15 protein-coding genes and 1 tRNA gene are annotated in these 17,378 nt (G+C 42.0%); 15 read left to right on the forward strand and 1 reads right to left on the reverse strand.

Annotated elements, in window-relative coordinates; all coding sequences use genetic code 11:
- Positions 1-64 precede the first annotated feature (64 nt).
- Entirely contained in the window at positions 65-829 is a 765-nt protein-coding gene (locus tag F1E73_RS09660; RefSeq protein ID WP_086475529.1) for an alpha/beta fold hydrolase, read from the reverse strand.
- 263 nt (positions 830-1,092) lie between these two features.
- Between F1E73_RS09660 and mraZ the strand changes: the two genes are divergently transcribed.
- The 15 genes from mraZ to F1E73_RS09735 all read left to right on the forward strand — a co-directional run bounded on the left by mraZ (position 1,093) and on the right by F1E73_RS09735 (position 17,322).
- A complete protein-coding gene (gene mraZ, locus F1E73_RS09665) occupies positions 1,093-1,557 on the forward strand; it encodes a division/cell wall cluster transcriptional repressor MraZ (protein WP_086475530.1) in 465 nt (154 codons plus the stop codon).
- A complete protein-coding gene (gene rsmH / locus F1E73_RS09670; RefSeq protein WP_086475551.1) occupies positions 1,544-2,440 on the forward strand; it encodes a 16S rRNA (cytosine(1402)-N(4))-methyltransferase RsmH in 897 nt (298 codons plus the stop codon). Before mraZ ends, rsmH begins: the two co-directional genes overlap by 14 nt.
- 77 nt (positions 2,441-2,517) lie before the next feature.
- Positions 2,518-2,841, forward strand: a complete 324-nt coding sequence (locus F1E73_RS09675) for an FtsL-like putative cell division protein (RefSeq protein ID WP_086475531.1) — start codon at positions 2,518-2,520, stop codon at positions 2,839-2,841.
- Positions 2,841-4,847, forward strand: coding sequence for a penicillin-binding protein (locus tag F1E73_RS09680; RefSeq protein WP_150451790.1), 2,007 nt, complete (start codon positions 2,841-2,843; stop codon positions 4,845-4,847). The genes F1E73_RS09675 and F1E73_RS09680 overlap by 1 nt, the downstream gene beginning before the upstream one ends.
- Positions 4,844-6,307 (forward strand): UDP-N-acetylmuramoyl-L-alanyl-D-glutamate--2,6-diaminopimelate ligase, encoded by a 1,464-nt coding sequence (locus tag F1E73_RS09685; RefSeq protein WP_150451791.1) that lies wholly within the window; start codon positions 4,844-4,846, stop codon positions 6,305-6,307. The genes F1E73_RS09680 and F1E73_RS09685 overlap by 4 nt, the downstream gene beginning before the upstream one ends.
- Before the next feature lie 110 nt (positions 6,308-6,417).
- A complete protein-coding gene (gene mraY, locus F1E73_RS09690; RefSeq protein WP_086475534.1) occupies positions 6,418-7,638 on the forward strand; it encodes a phospho-N-acetylmuramoyl-pentapeptide-transferase in 1,221 nt (406 codons plus the stop codon).
- Between the two features lies 1 nt (position 7,639).
- Positions 7,640-8,974 carry a UDP-N-acetylmuramoyl-L-alanine--D-glutamate ligase gene (gene murD / locus F1E73_RS09695; RefSeq protein WP_150451792.1) on the forward strand — a complete coding sequence of 445 codons (1,335 nt, stop codon included), beginning with the start codon at positions 7,640-7,642 and terminating at the stop codon, positions 8,972-8,974.
- A gap of 3 nt (positions 8,975-8,977) precedes the next feature.
- Positions 8,978-10,171, forward strand: a complete 1,194-nt coding sequence (locus tag F1E73_RS09700; protein ID WP_150451793.1) for an FtsW/RodA/SpoVE family cell cycle protein — start codon at positions 8,978-8,980, stop codon at positions 10,169-10,171.
- Positions 10,158-11,243 carry an undecaprenyldiphospho-muramoylpentapeptide beta-N-acetylglucosaminyltransferase gene (gene murG, locus F1E73_RS09705; RefSeq protein ID WP_150451794.1) on the forward strand — a complete coding sequence of 362 codons (1,086 nt, stop codon included), beginning with the start codon at positions 10,158-10,160 and terminating at the stop codon, positions 11,241-11,243. Before F1E73_RS09700 ends, murG begins: the two co-directional genes overlap by 14 nt.
- 35 nt (positions 11,244-11,278) lie before the next feature.
- On the forward strand, positions 11,279-12,622 hold the full coding sequence (gene murC, locus F1E73_RS09710) for a UDP-N-acetylmuramate--L-alanine ligase (RefSeq protein ID WP_150451795.1): 1,344 nt from the start codon (positions 11,279-11,281) through the stop codon (positions 12,620-12,622).
- Entirely contained in the window at positions 12,619-13,338 is a 720-nt protein-coding gene (locus F1E73_RS09715) for a cell division protein FtsQ/DivIB (RefSeq protein WP_086475539.1), read from the forward strand. Before murC ends, F1E73_RS09715 begins: the two co-directional genes overlap by 4 nt.
- 3 nt (positions 13,339-13,341) lie before the next feature.
- Entirely contained in the window at positions 13,342-14,673 is a 1,332-nt protein-coding gene (gene ftsA / locus F1E73_RS09720) for a cell division protein FtsA (protein ID WP_086475540.1), read from the forward strand.
- A 46-nt stretch (positions 14,674-14,719) separates the two neighbouring features.
- Positions 14,720-16,672 (forward strand): cell division protein FtsZ, encoded by a 1,953-nt coding sequence (ftsZ, locus tag F1E73_RS09725; RefSeq protein ID WP_086475541.1) that lies wholly within the window; start codon positions 14,720-14,722, stop codon positions 16,670-16,672.
- Positions 16,673-16,764: 92 nt separating this feature from the next.
- Positions 16,765-17,217 (forward strand): GatB/YqeY domain-containing protein, encoded by a 453-nt coding sequence (locus F1E73_RS09730; protein ID WP_086475542.1) that lies wholly within the window; start codon positions 16,765-16,767, stop codon positions 17,215-17,217.
- A 31-nt stretch (positions 17,218-17,248) separates the two neighbouring features.
- A tRNA-Arg gene (locus tag F1E73_RS09735) sits at positions 17,249-17,322 on the forward strand.
- The last annotated feature ends 56 nt before the right edge of the window (positions 17,323-17,378 follow it).

Genomic DNA, 17,378 nt, shown 5'->3' on the forward strand with positions numbered 1-17,378 from the left:
TTTAGGTTATATCTTCCGCAAATCAACGGTGGGGCATGAAAAATTATTTGCGAAACTTATTTTATTAGAGTTGCCTTTCTTTTAGCCAGGCTTCCAAAATCCTATTAAATTCTTCCGGATGCTCCATCATTGGGGCATGCCCACATTTTTCTATCCAGAAAAGATCGGATTCGGGGAGGAGAGTGTCAAACTCCTCTGCAACATTAGGTGGGGTAACCTGATCGTTCCTTCCCCAAATTATACAGGTTGGGGTAAGCATATGAGGGAGGTCCTTAGACATATTGTGCCTAATAGCGCTCTTGGCAATAGCTAGCGTCTTTACCAATTTCACACGGTCGTTGACCGTTGCATATACTTCATCAACAATCTCCTTGGTAGCTACTGCGGGATCGTAAAAGACATCCTCTGCCTTTTTCTTTATAAATTCGTAATCCCCCCTTTTTGGATACCCATCACCCATGGCACTTTCATAGAGTCCGGAGCTACCGGTAAGGACTAAGGCCTTTACCTTTTTCGGGTATAGTTTGGTGTATAATAGACCGATATGTCCACCCAAGGAATTCCCTAAAAGAATAACGTTTTCTAATTCTTTGTGGGTAATAAAACCATCTAAAAACTTTGCGAAGCTCTTGACGTTAGTCTTGAGCATGGGCATGTCATATATGGGGAGTTCGGGAACAAGTACTTTGTAGCCCATAGCTGGAAAGTGATCCATTACCCCATTAAAATTGCTTAGTCCGCCCATAAGTCCGTGAAGAATTATGATTGGTGTTCCTTCGCCCACTTCCATGTAACGGTATTTCCCTTCTTTATTTATTTTGTTTTCCATGCACGAATGCTTGTAATCTTATGATGGCAAATATAGACAATTCATCATTACGCAAAGGTGACCAAATTTTTATAAAAGCCAAATTATTATTTTTTTTCCTACTTTTTTAGTGATTTCAACAAAAATCCAATAGGGGGAAACACCCTGTTTCACCTCCGAAATGAGGTGCTATATCGGATTTTATCAACAAAGTGGTATTTTGTGGTAAAATGTGGTAATAAATTCTATATATTTGAGTTGTCAATATATAACCCAGCTACTTCGTGATAAATTTCATCGGAACATTTGATTGTAAGGCAGATACCAAGGGTAGGGTGATGCTTCCGGTGGCGCTAAAAAATCAAATGTCCCCAGTGCTTAAGGATGGATTTGTCCTTAAGCGATCCGTTTTTCAGCCATGTCTGGAATTATACCCTATGGCGGAGTGGAATATTTTGATGCAGAAAATGAAAAAAATGAATCGGTTTTCGAAAAAAAACAACGATTTCATTCGACTGTTTTCAGCTGGGGTAAAGGTAGTGGAAATTGATACAACCGGAAGGTTGCTGATCCCAAAAGATTTGGTGAAGGTGGCCGGGATTAAGAAAGAGGTGGTGTTGAGTTCTGCTATCGATATTATTGAGATTTGGGATAAAGAGAGTTATGAAAAATCGCTGGGAGATACAGTGGAAGATTTTGCGAGTTTGGCAGAAGAAGTAATGGGAGGAGATGACTATGAGCTATCATAATGCAGTATTGTTAAAGGAGTCCGTTGATGGACTGGCTATTAAGCCGGATGGGGTGTATGTAGACGTCACCTTTGGTGGAGGTGGGCATTCCAGGGAAATCCTTAGTCGCTTAGGGGAAAAAGGTCGTTTATTGGCTTTTGATCAGGATGAGGATGCTCTGCAGAATACAATTGAAGATGAGCGTTTTCTCTTGATAAATCAGAATTTTAGATACCTAAGACAATATCTAAAATTTTACGGCGTGACCAAAGTGGATGGGGTGTTGGCAGATTTTGGGGTTTCTTCCCATCAGTTCGACAAGGCAGAGAGGGGGTTTTCTACGCGCTTTGATGCGGATCTGGATATGAGGATGAGCAAAACCAATAAGCTGTCGGCCAATGAGGTGGTGAATAACTATGATTACGACGAGTTAAGGAGAGTGTTGTTCGATTATGGGGACTTGCGAAACGCTAATGCAATGGCGAAGGCCATATTGGCACATAGGGAAACAGAGCCCATAAAGACCACTGCGCAGTTGAAAGAAGTGTTGGCTGCATTTTTACCCAAGCATAGGGAGCATAAGATATTGGCGCAGATATATCAAGCCATTAGGATAGAGGTGAATCAAGAGATCCAAGTGATAAAGGAATTCTTAGAGCAGGTTCCCGAAGTGATGGATGCAGGTGGAAGGCTTAGTGTAATTAGCTATCATTCCTTAGAAGATAGACTGGTGAAGCGATTTGTGAGAGCGGGTAGTTTTGAAGGGGAGCCAGAAAAGGATTTCTATGGGAATATAGACGTGCCGTTTAAGAAGGTGGGTAAATTGATTGTTCCCTCTAAGGCAGAGATAAAGGAAAATAATAGGGCACGAAGTGCCAAGCTAAGGATAGCGGAGCGGATTTAGTTGGGTTTGTCCAGTCTAAAACTGATTGTGGATTCTATTTGGTTTTTGAAGTATATAATATATAAGGTATAAGAACAGTGAAAAAAGGATTGTTGGATTTGTTAAAAGGTAAGTTTTTGGTGAGCGGAGGTGCGCCCAAGAATTGGCTGTTTATCATATTTATTTCTTTTTTGGCCACCATCATGATTACGAGTTCCCATAATGCCGATAGTAAGGTGCATAAAATTGCAGCCTTAAATGAGGAAGTGAAGGAGTTGCGAAGCGAGTTTGTGGAGGTGCGTTCGGATATGCAAGAGTTGAAGCTAGAGTCTACTATCTTAAAAATTGTAGAAGGGAAGGGGTTGTTTCCATCGGAGACGCCTCCAAAAAAAATAAAAGTTAAAACCGTAAAGGATAATTAGTGGCGGTAACGGAGAAAAACATATTGGTCCGATTGTATATAGTGGCAGGATGCCTTTTCCTGTTCGCTGCGGCTGTGTTGGTGAAACTGGTCAGTATACAAATGGTAGATGGTGATAAGTATAAGCAGCTTGCCATGGCCCGTACAGAGAAGGTGTTTACCATTGCTCCGAAGAGAGGTAATCTCTATTCCGATGACGGGAGTCTGTTGGCTACATCCGTTTCTAGGTATACCATCCGATTTGATGCCGTTACGGTTAGAGATAAGGATTTTGAGGAGCATATAAAACCCTTGTCAGATTCCTTGGCAAAGTTGTTGGGGAAACCCACTGCCCATTACCAGCGGTTGCTGCGTAAGGCGAAGGTAAATAATGATAGGTATGCGCTGGTGGCCCGTAACTTGGATTATTCCGACTATGTGGCCATTAAGAAATTTCCCTTGTTTAATAAGGGGCCTTATAAGGGCGGGTTAATTATAGAGCAAAAAATTGTTCGGGAGCATCCCTTAGGGAAGATTGCCGAGCGTAGCGTAGGTTATGAACGTGTAGACGAGAACGGTTACTATACCAGAGTGGGCTTGGAAGGTGCTTTTGGGGAGTATCTAAGAGGGGAAGAGGGAAAGCGTCTAAAACAAAGGATAGCCAAGGGGCAATGGAAACCCATTGGGTTAGACAACATTAAGGAGCCCAAGGACGGGTATGACGTGGTTTCTACGATAGATATCAATATACAGGACATTGCACATCACGCTCTTTTAAGGCAGTTAGAGAAATACGAGGCAGCACACGGAAGTGTTATTGTTATGGAAACCGAGACCGGAGAAGTAAAGGCTATTTCTAATTTGGGGAGGACTTCCGATGGGAAGTATTATGAGCGGTTAAACTATGCTATAGGGGAATCGCACGAACCAGGATCTACCTTTAAATTAATGTCCATGGTGGTGGCCCTAGAAGACAAGGTGATTGATACTAGTACCGTAATAGATACAGAAAAGGGATTGTACCGCGTCTATAATCGTACCGTAAGGGATTCCAAGTGGGGAGGGTATGGAAAGATTTCTATGGGTAGAGCATTTGAGGTGTCTTCCAATACCGCCTTTGCCAAGGTTATTAATACCTACTATAAAGACAATCCAGAAAAATTTGTAAACCGTTTAATGAACATGAACCTTCACAGGGAATTGGGAATGCCTATTAAAGGGGAAGGAAAGCCAGTAATTCGTTATCCTGGGGATAAGGGTTGGTCCGGGGTTTCCCTAGCGTGGATGTCATATGGGTATGAGGTGTCTCTTACTCCCTTGCAGACACTTGCCTTTTACAATGCTATTGCTAATGACGGGGAATTGGTAAAGCCAAGGTTAATCAAAGAAGTTAGGGAGTGGGATAAGACCATTATCAAATTTGATAAAGAAGTGATTAACCCATCTATCTGTTCTAAAGAGACCGCCGCCAAGGTGAGGCAGTTGCTTAAAAATGTGGTAGAGAAAAAGCATGGTACGGGGCATAGGTTATACTCTCCCAATTTCTCCATGGCGGGGAAGACGGGAACCACTCAAAAGAACTATTCCTCCAAAGATCCAGATAAGCTTGGGTACATATCCACCTTTGCGGGATATTTCCCGGCAGATGAACCAAAATACTCCTGTATTGTGGTGATTCACGAGCCTGATAAAAGCGTTGGTTATTACGGGGGCGATGTAGCGGGACCGGTTTTTAAATCGGTAGCGCAAAAGATATATGCCAGTTCCCCAATCATAGATGAGGTGGATTTAAATGAAGCGGGAGGGGAAAATTTAAACGAGGCCTATCAGGACTTTTTCGCCGCCGCAAATAAGAAATACAGTCAGTTGCCCAACGTGGAGGGCATGAGTGGTATGGATGCCATTTCCCTTTTAGAAAATTTGGGAATCACCGTAGAGGTTAAAGGCAACGGAAAGGTGAAAAAGCAATCCGTTTTAAAAGGAACCGATCTAAAAAAGGTCGATAAAATTATATTGGAACTATCATGAGATCCCTAAAAGACATATTATATGGAGTGGGACTTTCTGCAGTGAGTGGATCTACCTCGCAGCTAGTCAATGCCATTTCCTTTGATTCCAGGAAAGTGGAGGCAGGCAATGTCTTTGTAGCCATTAAGGGTGTGTTGGTAGATGGGCATCAGTATATCGATAAGGCTATCGAAGCTGGTGCAAATTCCATTGTTTGTGAGACGCTCCCAGCCAATATGGTTGGTGGTATAACCTATGTGGAAGTGGATGATGCCAATAGGGCCTTGTCCATTATGGCGTCCAATTATTATGGAAACCCCTCCAAGAGTTTAAAGTTAGTAGGGGTTACGGGTACCAATGGAAAAACAACCGTAAGCAGCCTGCTGTATCGTTTGTTTAAAAAAGCTGGGTATAAAGTAGGGCTTATATCTACCATAAAAATTATGGTCGATGAAAAAGAATATCCAACCTCCCTTACCACACCGGATGCACTCACCATAAACAAACACCTGCAGCTGATGACCGAAGAAGGGGTAGAGTTTTGTTTTATGGAAGTGAGTTCGCACGGATTACATCAAAAGCGAACCGAAGGGCTAGTGTTCCAAGGAGCTATTTTTACAAACCTCTCCCATGACCACTTGGATTACCACGCTACTTTTTCGGCCTATAGGGATACAAAGAAGTTGTTGTTTGACAACCTTCCCAAAAAGGCCTTTGCCCTTACCAATATAGACGATAAGAACGGTCTTGTAATGTTGCAGAACACCAAGGCTAGAAAGGTGACTTATGCCTTAAAATCCTATGCGGATTACAGGGCGCAAATATTGGAAAATCAGTTTGATGGACAGTTGTTGAAAATAGGTGACCATGAGCTTTGGTCTAAATTGATAGGATCCTTTAACGCCTATAACCTCCTCGCCATCTATGCCACCGCAGAGTTATTGGGGTTGGAGCAGTTGGAGATACTGAGGTTAATGAGCGAATTGGGGAGCGTAGATGGAAGGTTTCAAAATATGCGATCTAAGGAGGGAATTACTGCATTTGTAGATTATGCCCATACTCCGGATGCATTAAAAAATGTCTTGGAAACCATCAACGCACTGCGTACCGGGAATGAGAATGTGATTACCGTTGTAGGTTGTGGTGGGGATAGGGATAAAACCAAGCGCCCCGTGATGGGGAATATTGCTAGTACCCTTAGTAATACGGTAATATTTACCTCGGATAACCCTAGAACGGAATTGCCATCAAAAATTATTAGTGAGATGGAAGCAGGGGTAGAAGCGCAAAACTTTAAAAAAGTATTGTCTATAGAGAATAGGAGGCAGGCTATTAAAACTGCATGTCAGTTAGCCAAGGCCAATGATATTATTCTGATTGCGGGCAAGGGACACGAGACCTATCAGGAAACCAATGGAGTTCGGGTGGAATTTGATGATTTTAAAATAGTAAAGGAGTTTTTAATCGAAATGGGAAAATAACCCTGTAAATGGGTGGGAGAAAGAGCATGGGAAGAGGAAGAAGTATAATAGAAGGTAATATGGGAAGCCATACGAACATAACCGTAAATCAGTAAAACACAGACTAAAGAATGTTGTATTATTTGTTCGATTATTTAGATAAGGAATATGACCTGATTGGGGCAGGACTCTTTCAGTACCTCTCTTTTCGTGCTTCACTGGCGGTATTGTTGTCCTTACTGATCGCAACGGTGTATGGAAAAAAGATTATTGTATTTCTTCAAAAGAAACAAATTGGGGAAACAATTCGTGACCTAGGATTGGAAGGACAGCAAAAAAAGGCGGGAACTCCAACTATGGGAGGGCTCATCATTATTTTGGCAACCTTAATCCCTATCCTCCTTTTTGCTAAACTAGGAAATGTTTACGTGCAATTACTGGTAGTTACCATGCTATGGATGGGAGCTATAGGTTTCTTGGACGATTATATAAAAATTTTTAAGCGAGATAAGGAAGGATTAAAGGGAAGATTTAAGGTCTTGGGCCAGGTAGTCTTGGGACTTATCGTGGGGGTTACCCTGTATTTTCATCCCGAAGTCACCATGAAGGAAAGGGCGCAAGTAGCCGTCGTAGAGAATATGCAGGTAGTGCCTAAGTTGGGGGATGAGATTAAATCCATTAAAACAACAGTTCCTTTTTTCAAGAACAACGAATTGGACTATGCTAGCTTTATCTCCTGGATGGGTGAGGGCGCTAAGGATTATGCGTGGTTAATATTCATCCCGATCATTATCATTATTGTGACCGCCGTTTCTAACGGGGCAAATCTTACCGATGGGATAGATGGTTTGGCAGCAGGAACATCGGCTATAATAGTGGTGACGCTTATGTTGTTCACCTGGATTTCGGGCAATATAATTTTCTCCAATTACTTGGATATAATGTTTATTCCCAGGGTGGGGGAGCTGGTAGTATTTACTGCTGCCTTTGCTGGTGCCTTGGTAGGGTTTTTATGGTATAATGCATATCCGGCCACAGTATTTATGGGAGATACGGGTAGCCTTACCATTGGGGGGGTAATAGCGGTAATCGCTATAATCATTAGAAAGGAGCTGCTTATCCCAGTGCTGTGCGGAATTTTCTTTGCAGAGTCCATTTCGGTTATGTTGCAGGTAGGATATTTTAAGTATACCAAGAAAAAACTGGGAGAAGGGAAGCGTATTTTCCTTATGGCCCCGCTACACCACCATTACCAGAAAAAAGGATACCACGAGAGTAAGATCGTTACCCGGTTTTGGGTAGTAGGTATTCTTTTGGCAGTAGTGACTATTGTTACCCTAAAACTGAGATAAGATGGAGCGGTTGGTGATATTAGGCGGAGGTGAGAGCGGTGTAGGTACCGCTATATTGGCTAAGAAAGAAGGCTTTGATGTCTTTGTGTCCGACAAGGGAAGCATCAAAGAAAAGTATAAAAACGTTCTTAATCATTTTGAGATCGATTGGGAAGAGGGGAAGCATACGGAATCTAAGATTTTCAATGCTGATCTGATTATGAAGAGTCCCGGTATCCCAGATTCCGTTCCCATGGTGATGGCAGTAAGGAAGGCGGGGATATCCGTGGTATCCGAAATAGAATTTGCCTCTAGATATTCCAACGCAAAAATTGTAGGAATAACAGGAAGTAATGGCAAAACAACTACTACCATGCTCGCCTATCATATTTTAAAGGAAGCGGGACTGGAAGTGGGAATGGCCGGTAATGTGGGGGATAGTTATGCTAAAATGGTGGCAATAAACAATTTTGACCACTATGTGTTGGAGATAAGCAGTTTTCAGTTGGACGATATTGTCCACTTTAAGCCCCATATAGCAATTATCACCAATATTACCCCAGATCATTTGGATAGGTATAACTATCAATTTGAAAATTATGTAGCGTCTAAGTTTAAAATAGCGCAGTATCAGACAAAAGAAGATTATTTAATATACAATGCAGATGATGAAGTTATAGTATCGTGGTTGAAACAACACCCAGTTCGATCCAAATTGGTTCCTTTTTCCTTGGAAAATACACTGAGGGAAGGGGCGTTTATGGAGAACGAAAAGATTATTATTAAAATAGAAAATAACACTGTAGAAATGAGTACAAAATCGTTAGCCTTGGAAGGAAAGCACAATGTTAAGAATACCATGGCGGCTACCTCGGCGGCTACCTTAATTGGTATTAGGAAAGAGTCCATACGTCGCAGTATCGAGACTTTTCAGGGGGTAGAGCACCGATTGGAAAAAGTGCTTAAAATACATTACGTGCAATATATAAATGACTCTAAAGCCACCAATGTAAATGCTACCTATTATGCATTAGACAGTATGAGGACCCCCACGGTGTGGATCGTTGGCGGAGTGGATAAGGGCAATGATTATAAGCAATTAATGCCCTTAGTGAGAGAAAAGGTAAAGGCCATTATTTGTCTTGGTGAGGATAATGCCAAGATTAAGGATGCCTTTAGCAATGTGGTAGATCTAATGGTAGAGACCTTTAGTATGGAGCAGGCAGTAAAAGCGGCCTATAAGATTGCAGAGCGGGGAGATACGGTATTGTTGTCCCCAGCTTGTGCCAGTTTTGACCTGTTTGAGAATTATGAGGATAGAGGAAATCAATTTAAAGCAGCAATAAAGAAATTATAACCTGTGGTAGGATTCTTAAATAAAATAAATGGAGATAAGGCTATTTGGGCTGTGGTAGCCCTCTTGTCTATATTTTCATTTTTGCCCGTCTACAGTGCCAGTAGTAATTTGGTGTATGTGGTTGGTACTGGGACCGCAATGGGTTATTTGGTGAAACATGCCATCCTGATTCTAATGGGGTTTGGTATCATCTACGGTGTGCATCGCATACCTCCCCATTTTTTTAAGGGACTATCCATTATTGCGATGCCTATAGTGGTGGTGTTATTACTTTACACTATGGCCCAGGGGACGGTGATAGATGGGGCCAATGCTAGTAGATGGATCCTTATTCCCATAGTGGGAATTACCTTCCAGACCTCTAGCCTGGCGTCGGTAGTTTTAATGATTTATGTGGCACGCTACCTCACAAAGATTAAAGATAGGACCATTACGTTTAAGGAAAGCATTTTACCGCTCTGGCTACCTGTCTTTTTGGTGGTTATGTTGATTTTGCCAGCCAACTTTTCAACGGCAGCGATTATTTTTTCCATGGTGCTGTTATTGTGTTTTCTGGGAGGATATCCCTTTAAGTATTTGGTGGGAAAGGTGGTTGTTGGACTTTTAGGGTTAACGCTATTTATCCTTACTGCCAAGGCGGTGCCAGACCTGTTTCCCAACAGGGTGGACACTTGGATCAGTAGAATAGAGAACTTTACAGATCCCGCTGATACCGAGGCCGATTATCAGATTGAAAGGGCAAAAATTGCCATAGCCACTGGAGGTATTATGGGGAATGGAGCAGGTAAGAGTGTAATGAAGAATTTCTTACCCCAGAGTTCCTCAGATTTTATATATGCCATAATAGTAGAGGAGTATGGATTGGTAGGTGGCTTTGTGGTGATGTTCTTTTATATGTTGTTATTATTTAGGATTGTGGTGGTTTCCAATAGTGCCTCCACAGTTTTTGGAAAGTTATTGGTTTTGGGGGTGGGGCTCCCTATTGTTTTTCAAGCCTTGATAAATATGGCGGTGGCAGTAGAGCTTTTTCCGGTTACGGGGCAAACGTTGCCATTGATTAGTAGTGGTGGGACCTCCAGTTGGATGACCTGTTTGGCAATTGGGATAATTCTTAGTGTAAGCAACAAAAGAACCCCCAAGGAGCCCGAAGAAATAGATGAGAATAACCCTTTGGATGTATTAAGTGGGCAGTTATAGATTTATATTATCCGGAGGAGGTACGGGCGGGCATATTTACCCGGCAATTGCTATTGCTAATGAGTTAAAGGCTCGTTATCCCGATGCAGAGTTTTTGTTCGTAGGAGCAGAAGATAGGATGGAAATGGAAAAGGTTCCACAGGCTGGGTATAAAATAGAAGGCTTGTGGATAAGTGGGTTACAGCGGAAACTAACCCTGAAAAATTTAATGTTTCCGTTTAAAGTAGTAAGTAGTTTGGTAAAAGCGGCTAAAATAGTAAACAGGTTTAAACCCGATGTAGTAGTGGGAACTGGCGGATTCGCTAGTGGTCCTCTGTTGAGGGTGGCTGCTGGTAAAGGAATACCATGCCTTTTACAGGAGCAGAATTCCTATGCGGGGATTACCAATAAGCTATTGGCCGGAAAGGTCCGTAAAATATGTGTGGCCTATGAAGGGATGGAAGCATTTTTTCCAGCTTCAAAAATTGTGAATACAGGGAATCCTGTAAGGAGTGACCTTGTTTCGGTGGCCGATATTGCGGAGGCAATGCCATTTTTTAAGCTAGAGGCTGGTAAAAAGACCCTATTAGTATTGGGAGGAAGCTTAGGTGCCCGGAGGATAAATGAATTGATAGCCGAAAAGTTGCCCTTGTTCAGTAGTTTGGGAATTCAACTTATTTGGCAATGCGGTAAACTGTATTATGAGGAGTATAAAAAACACGAAAGTGACGCAGTAAGGGTGTTGCCCTTTATAAATAGGATGGATTTTGCTTATAGCGCAGCGGATATAATTATATCCAGAGCGGGAGCAGGTGCCGTATCCGAGTTGAGTATTGTGGGGAAACCGGTATTGTTTATCCCTTCGCCCAATGTAGCGGAGGACCATCAGACGAAAAATGCAAAGGCTATAGCAGATAAAGATGCGGCGATTTTAATTAAGGAAAAGGATTTGGAGTCAGACTTTGATGCTGCGTTTACCCAGTTGGTAGACTCTAAGGAGTATAGGGAGACCCTTGGCCGGAATATTGAAAAGCTGGCCAAGCCCCATGCTACAAAGGAAATTGTAAACGAAATTGAAAAATTATTAGAATAAACGGAATTCATAGGTGGAATTCACTTGGAGATAACATGAATATAAAAGATATACATAACGTCTATTTTATAGGGATTGGAGGTATTGGTATGTCTGCCCTTGCCAGATATTTCAATTTTATTGGGAAGTCGGTTTCTGGGTACGATAAAACAAGTACTCCCTTAACCCAAGACCTTATGTCTCATGGTATCCAAGTACATTATGAGGATAACCTAAGTCTTATTCCAAGTGGTTATAGGGACCCGGAGAAAACCTTGGTGGTGTATACCCCAGCGGTTCCAGGAACCCATAAAGAGTACACCTACTTTAAAGCCAATGGGTTTCAAGTAAAGAAACGTTCGGAGGTTTTGGGGATGATTACCAAGGATAGCTTCTGCTTTGCGGTGGCTGGTACACATGGGAAAACCACCGTGTCCTGCATTTTGGCCCATATCTTAAAAGAGACCGGAATGCCATTGACCGCTTTCTTAGGGGGGATCTCCGAGGATTTTAATAGTAATTTTTTATTGGAGGGAACGGAGTATTCCGTAGTGGAAGCGGATGAGTTTGATCGTTCCTTTCTTCAGTTGTCGCCCAATATAGCCTGTATCACTTCTATGGATGCAGATCATTTGGATATATATGGTAATAAGGATGAGTTGGTAAAATCTTTTAAGGATTTTACAGCAAGATTGAAGCCTAATGGTAAACTGTTTGTGCGCAACGGACTGCCCATAGAAGGCATTACCTATGGTTTGGAAGACGATTCGGATTATAGTATTGTGAACCTCGCTATAGAAGATGGAGCCTATGTATTTGATATCCGTACGCCGGAAACAACTGTGGAGCGCGTCCGATTCCATAAGCCAGGACATCATAATTTGCTGAATGGATTGGTAGCTTTTGCCATGGCCTCCCAATCTGGTGCCTCCTTAAGATCCCTTGCTGATGCTTTGGGAACCTTTAAAGGGGTGCAAAGAAGATTTTCATATCAAATAAGAACGGAAAAATTTGTTTTTATAGATGATTATGCCCATCATCCCACGGAAATAGATGCCGTACACCAGGCAGTTTCAGAAATGCATGCTGGGAAAAAAGTGTTGGCGGTGTTTCAGCCCCACCTCTTTAGCAGGACGCGAGATTTTATAGATGATTTTGCTCGTAGTCTTTCTAAGTTTGACAGTGTATTACTGCTGGATATTTATCCGGCAAGAGAGGAGCCCATAGCCGGAGTAAATTCTCAATGGCTGTTGGATAAGATGGAGGGGACAAATAAAAAATTAATAGATAAGGAAGGCCTTATAGCGGAAATAAAAAGTCAGGCTCCCGATGTCTTATTAACTATTGGGGCAGGTGATATTGGATTGGAAGTTCAAAAAATTAAAAAGGAGTTACAATGAGGTTAAATTGGAGTTTCATAAAAATGGGAGTCTTGTTGCTGATTGTAATGGGACTATTTGCCTTTTCCAATGTAAGGAACAGTAACAGGCAGATTGGAAAGGTAGAAGTGAAATTTGTGGGAGATCAAAATTTATATATGACCCATGAGACGGTTAATAAAATGTTGATACAAAACTATGGTGATCTAGCTAATTTGGCTAAAGAAAATATAGTTTTGAATAGAATAGAAAAAGAGATTGAGGCCAATGAAATGGTCAAGGATGCCCAAGTTTTTCTTACCCTAACTGGTGAACTTGTGGTAAAGGTAGAGCAACGGAAGCCCATTGCAAGGGTAGCAGGAAGCACAAGATTCTATTTGGACGAAGAGGGGAAACCCATGCCTTTTTCTAGATATCACTCTGCCAGGGTTCCTTTAATAACAGGGAAAATAGATGAAAACTCCCTTAAGGATGTCTATAAGATTTTAAAGTTTAGCGAGACAGATGAATTTCTAACAAAGAACATTATAGGAATTCATATAAGCGAGGATAACAAATACCTACTAAAATTTAGGGTGGAGGATTTTGTGGTGGATTTAGGAGATGTGGAAGATTTAAATAAAAAGTTCAGCAATTTTAGGGCTTTTTATGTGAAGGCCTATAAGGATAAATCGTTGGACGATTATCATACAGTGAGTTTAGCGTTTAACAACCAGGTAGTGTGTACCAAAAATTAAGTTATGGAAGAAGGTAATTATTCAGTTGGGTTGGATATAGGGACCACAAAGATTGTGGCTATTATAGGAAAGGAGAATGAATACGGCAAGATAGAGATTTTGGGTATTGGTAGGTCTAAGAGTTTGGGTGTGCACCGTGGGGTGGTCAATAATATTACTCAAACCATAAAGTCCATACAGCAGGCTGTAGAGCAGGCAGAAGCCAATTCTGGCTTAAAGATTAGTTCGGTGGTAGTTGGTATTGCGGGGCAACATATAAGAAGTTTGCAGCACAGTGACTATATCACTAGGCCTAACTCCGAAGATGTAATAAATGAACACGATGTGGATAAGCTGTGTAATCAGGTATATAAACTGGTTATGCTGCCAGGTGAGGAGATTATCCATGTGCTGCCTCAAGAGTTTAAGGTAGATGGGCAGGCAGAAATTAAACAGCCCATGGGAATGTACGGGGGTAGGTTAGAAGCCAATTTCCACGTAGTAGTAGGGCAGGTTTCTTCTATCCGAAATGTGGGTAGATGTATAAAGAGCGCCGGATTAAATTTGGCCAATATTACTTTGGAACCGTTAGCCTCGGCCAATGCAGTACTGAGCCAGGAAGAAAAGGAAGCCGGAGTGGCTTTGATAGATATAGGTGGTGGTACCACGGACTTGGCCATTTTTAAGGACGGAATTATTCGCCATACAGCCGTTATTCCTTTTGGGGGTGGTGTTATTACTGAAGATATCAAAGAGGGATGCTCCATTATAGAGAAACAGGCAGAACTGTTGAAAATTAAATTTGGATCTGCATGGCCGGGAGAGAATAAGGATAACGAAATAGTTTCCATACCTGGTTTAAGAGGAAGGGAGCCCAAGGAGATTACCTTGAAAAATCTATCGAAGATCATTCATGCCCGTGTGGTAGAAATTGTGGAGCAGGCGTATGTAGAGATTAAAAACTACGGCCATGAGGAGCAAAAGAAGAAATTGATCGGTGGTATTGTATTGACAGGTGGCGGTAGCCAATTGAAGCACTTAAAGCAATTGGTAGAATATATCACTGGGATGGATACTAGGATTGGATATCCCAATGAGCATTTGGCGGGCGATTCCGATGCCGAGATTGCCAGCCCCTTGTATGCTACTGCAGTGGGACTTTTGATGAATTCTGTACAGAATAAACCAAAAGTATTACAGGAGCAGGAGAAGGAAGTAAAAGAAAAAGAAGTAGAAAACAAGTCCACGGAACAGGAGGCGGATGTGCAAACCAAGCCAAATGTGAAAAAGGAACGAACTACCATTTTTGACAAATGGTTTGAGAGGTTCAAGGATTTTTTAGATAATGCAGAGTAACGCATAGATTAACAATACAGAAAAGTAAACCAGTAAATTAATTAAAATGAGCAAAAACACTGAATTTGAAAATATATCCTTTGATTTGCCCAAGAATCAAAGTAATGTAATAAAGGTCATCGGTGTCGGTGGAGGGGGGAGTAATGCAATCAATCACATGTTCCAGGCCGGGATCAATGGGGTAGATTTTATTATTTGTAACACAGACTCCCAGGCATTGGATAATAGCCCCGTTCCCCATAAAATACAGTTGGGGGTTTCCTTAACGGAAGGTTTGGGGGCTGGTGCCAATCCAGAGGTTGGAGAACAAGCAGCTATAGAAAGCTTGGAAGAGATAAAAGCCATGTTGGAAACAACAACAAAAATGGTATTCATAACAGCCGGTATGGGCGGGGGAACAGGTACTGGTGCTGCCCCTGTTATTGCCAAAATGGCGAAAGAATTGGATATCCTTACAGTGGGGATTGTAACCATGCCTTTCCTTTTTGAAGGTAAAATGCGTTGCCAACAAGCTCAGTTGGGAATAGAAAAATTGCGCGCCAATGTAGACTCTCTTATTGTTATTAATAATAATAAACTTAGGGAGGTATACGGTAATCTTGGGTTTAAGGCGGGCTTCTCCAAGGCAGATGAGGTCTTGGCCACCGCTGCCCGTGGTATAGCAGAGGTAATTACCCATCACTATACCCAAAACATCGATTTACGCGATGCTAAAACTGTGTTGTCTAATAGTGGTACCGCCATTATGGGATCGGCTACCTCTTCTGGGTCTTCAAGGGCCAATGAAGCAATCATGAAAGCATTGGATTCTCCCCTGCTAAATGATAACAAAATCAAGGGGGCGAAGAACGTATTGTTGTTAATCGTTTCCGGATCACAAGAGATTACCATTGATGAGATTGGTGAGATCAACGACCATATTCAGAATGAAGCCGGATTTGGTGCCAATATCATCATGGGTGTTGGTGAAGATGAAGGATTGGGTGAGGCAATCGCAGTAACGGTGATAGCCACGGGATTTAATGTAGACCAGCAGGACGACATTGTGAATACCGAATCCAAGAAAATTATACATACCTTGGAAGATGAGCAAAAGGCAGAACAGGTGTTAACATCAAAGCAGGTTGTTCACCATCTGATAGAGGAAAAAGAGGAGGTTAAACCTGCTCCGGCCCCAGCACCGGCTCCCGCTCCTATCAAAAAGGAGACAGACAGGCCGCAATCTAACATGGATCTAATTCCAACCTCTAGCTATATTAAGAATTTTAATGTGTATTATGAGGAGGTGCTCTCAGAGGAGAATCACGATGATTTTGTAATTATCAATGCCAATGAAGACATCAAGGATATTGAGGTAGTAGAACCAAAGGAAGTTCCTAGCAAGCAAGTGTCGGAAGATCAATTTATGATTAGTTTTGACATGCCCTTAGCAAAAAAGCCAGAGGAGAAGGAGGAGCCTCAGCATACCATTACTTTTGATTTAGAGGATGAAATAAGGGACATGAAGGTACGCGACCATGTAGAGGTTGCACCAGAAGCCCAATACAATAAAGAGGGGGAGAAGCGTTATAGCTTGGACGATTATATGGAGCTGGAAGACCAGCTTAACTCGGCCAAATCAAAAGCTCAAAATCAAAAATCCGAGCTACGCGAAGACGAGGCACTATTGTTTCGCACAAAAACCGTGGAAAGGGAAACACCCGCTCCAGCAAGGGAAATACCGGAGGAAATAGATCCGATAAATACGCCTTTGGATACTTTGTTAAAGGAACGTGCAGATGAGCGCCGTAGGAAATTGAAGGATTTTAATTATAAGTTTCAAAATAGCCTTAGCAATCTGGAAGAAATTTCCAAACAGCCGGCCTATAAGCGCCAGGGAGTTGACTTGAATGAAAATCCAAGACAGAATAAGGTCTCTAGGATGAGCTTAGGGGAGGATAGTAATGAGGAGATTCAATTACGTTCCAATAACTCTTATTTACATGATAATGTAGATTAAGCGAACCCAATTATTTTATGAAGTTTAAACCTGAAAATACTATTTGTTTTCGGGTTTATTTTTTTATCTTCGCAGGGCAAAAAAAATAGGCTATGGGATTACAGCAGCGTATAATGGAGGATATGAAAGTAGCGATGAGAGCCAAGGATACAGTGGCTTTGGAATCGTTACGTGCCATTAAATCAGCTTTATTACTTGCACAGACCGAAACTGGTTCTGGAACAGAACTCACCGAAGAGGATGAGATTAAGTTGGTGCAAAAATTGGTTAAACAGCGTAAGGATAGCGCTGCAATTTATGTAGAGCAAGGACGGGAAGATTTGGCAGCGCCAGAATTGGAACAAGCCGCTGTCATAGAAAAGTTTCTGCCAGAGCAATTGTCGGAAGAGGAAATTGAAAAGGTAGTTGCCAGGATTATTGAGGAAGAAGGAGCTTCAGGAATGAAGGATATGGGGAAAGTAATGGGGAGAGCTTCCAAGGAATTGGGTGGCCAGGCAGATGGAAAAACCATTTCTAATATTGTAAAGAAGAATTTAAGTAACTAATTTTGTACCGACCTTTTGTGTCGGATCATACGGCCCCGTGGCGCAACTGAATAGCGCATCAGATTTCGGCTCTGAGGGTTGGGGGTTTGAATCCCTCCGGGGTCACGAATAAACCACAAAAAAGTGGTTGTGCAAGCGAGCTTCAAAAAAGAAGCTCGCTT

It is taken from the genome of Arenibacter lacus (assembly GCF_008711145.1).
Lineage (GTDB): Bacteria > Bacteroidota > Bacteroidia > Flavobacteriales > Flavobacteriaceae > Arenibacter > Arenibacter amylolyticus.